Raw genomic sequence first — 1,500 nt, 5'->3', positions numbered from 1 at the left:
GACACCCGGCGGAAACCCAACCTCACTGGCGATCCGCGCCACCATCGGTGCCGTCAGGGGAGTGTCCGACGACGGCTTGGCGACCGCCGTACAGCCGGCGGCGAAGGCCGGGCCGATCATGCGGCTCAGCAGGTGCAGCGGATCGTTCCACGGGGGGATGGCGGCGATCACACCCATCGGCTGACGCAGCACGTAGACGAACTTGTCCTTCACATCCGACTGGATGACCATGCCGTGGATCCGACGGGCTTCCTGGGCGTAGAACTCGATCACGGCGCAGAACCCCAGGATCTCGCCCTTGGCCTGGGGAAACGGTTTTCCCTGCTCGCGGGTCAGAACGCGGCCCACCTCGTCCACCCGCTCCCGCACCGCATTGACAAACTTCTGCATCAGCGCCCCGCGCTCGGCCGCCGGCATCTCCCGCCAGATCTTGAAGGCGTCGTGCGACGACCGTACCGCCGCATCGATCTCCTCCGGCGTTGCCACCGAAACCCGACCCACCAGCTCTTCGGTAGACGGATTGGTGACATCGATGAACTGCCCCGAGGCCCCCTCCACTGGCTTTCCATCGATCACCATCGGGGTGACTTCGATCTTCTTCTCCGCGGCCATGGTTCGCTCCCTCTATCTGCTTTCGCAGCTTATATGCGAGTGATTGGCGCTTATGCCGACAGGCTGCCCACGGTGCCCCGAGCGGGCAACTCCTCCCCGCGACCGGGCCGGCTGCCGCCGGAGGCGATGTGTCCGACCAGGATCCGGATCAACTCCAGCGCCAGCTGTCGGAAATCCCCGACCACGATCGAGTCGCGGTAGATCTGGCGCACGAAGTCTGCCCCGACGCCGATTCCGATTACGGTAGTCCCCTGCCGCTCCAACCATCGGACGGCCTCGATCAGGTGACCGGCATTGCCGTTCGGCTGGCCGTCCGATAGGACAATCACGACTTTGTGCGGCTCCTGTCGACGGTGAAGCCGATGGTGGGCGAACACCAGGTGCTCCTCGTCCCAGTTGTTGTGCCTGGGTTGAATCCCCGCCAAGCGCGTCCGCACAAATCGGTAGGGCTCATCGAAGGATTTGTAGATTCGATGCTCGAGCGGGGTGCAGCGCATCGCCCGATAGTGGTAGGCCGGTGTGAGCCCAAGCCGCAGAGCCGCCTGCGCCTCAAAGCCGGCGGTGGTGTAGCCGATGATCTCGAAAGGGACATCCATCCGGCTCAGCGCTTCGCCCAGCAGGATCGCCGCCTTGGCGGCCATACGGGACTTTTGCTGGCCGCCCATGCTGGCGCTCTCATCGACCAGCAGGCTGAAGGCGATCTGCTGCCTCCCGCCTTCCACCACTCGCTGGAACAGGCGGTAGTCCCCGCCCCGCTGCTTCCACAACTTGTTCATTTCCAGCTTGCCGCTGCGGAAGTGACCACCGTAGCGCAGGTAAGCTTGCTCCTGCATCAGAAGCAGCAGCCGCCTCAGCAGGTAGCCGGATTCCCGCTGTACCTCGCTCCAT

Annotated in this window: 2 protein-coding genes; both read right to left on the bottom strand. The window is 64.5% G+C overall.

What is annotated here, in order from left to right:
• On the bottom strand, positions 1 to 612 hold a 612-nt coding region (locus tag MUO23_04025), incomplete at its 3' end, for an aldehyde dehydrogenase family protein (GenBank protein MCJ7512118.1).
• Positions 613 to 662: 50 nt separating this feature from the next.
• Positions 663 to 1,500: VWA domain-containing protein (locus MUO23_04020; GenBank protein MCJ7512117.1), on the bottom strand; the 838-nt coding region annotated here is incomplete at its 5' end.

Source organism: Anaerolineales bacterium (genome assembly GCA_022866145.1).
In the GTDB taxonomy this organism is placed as follows: domain Bacteria; phylum Chloroflexota; class Anaerolineae; order Anaerolineales; family E44-bin32; genus PFL42.
This window is presented reverse-complemented; position numbering and strand designations above follow the sequence as displayed.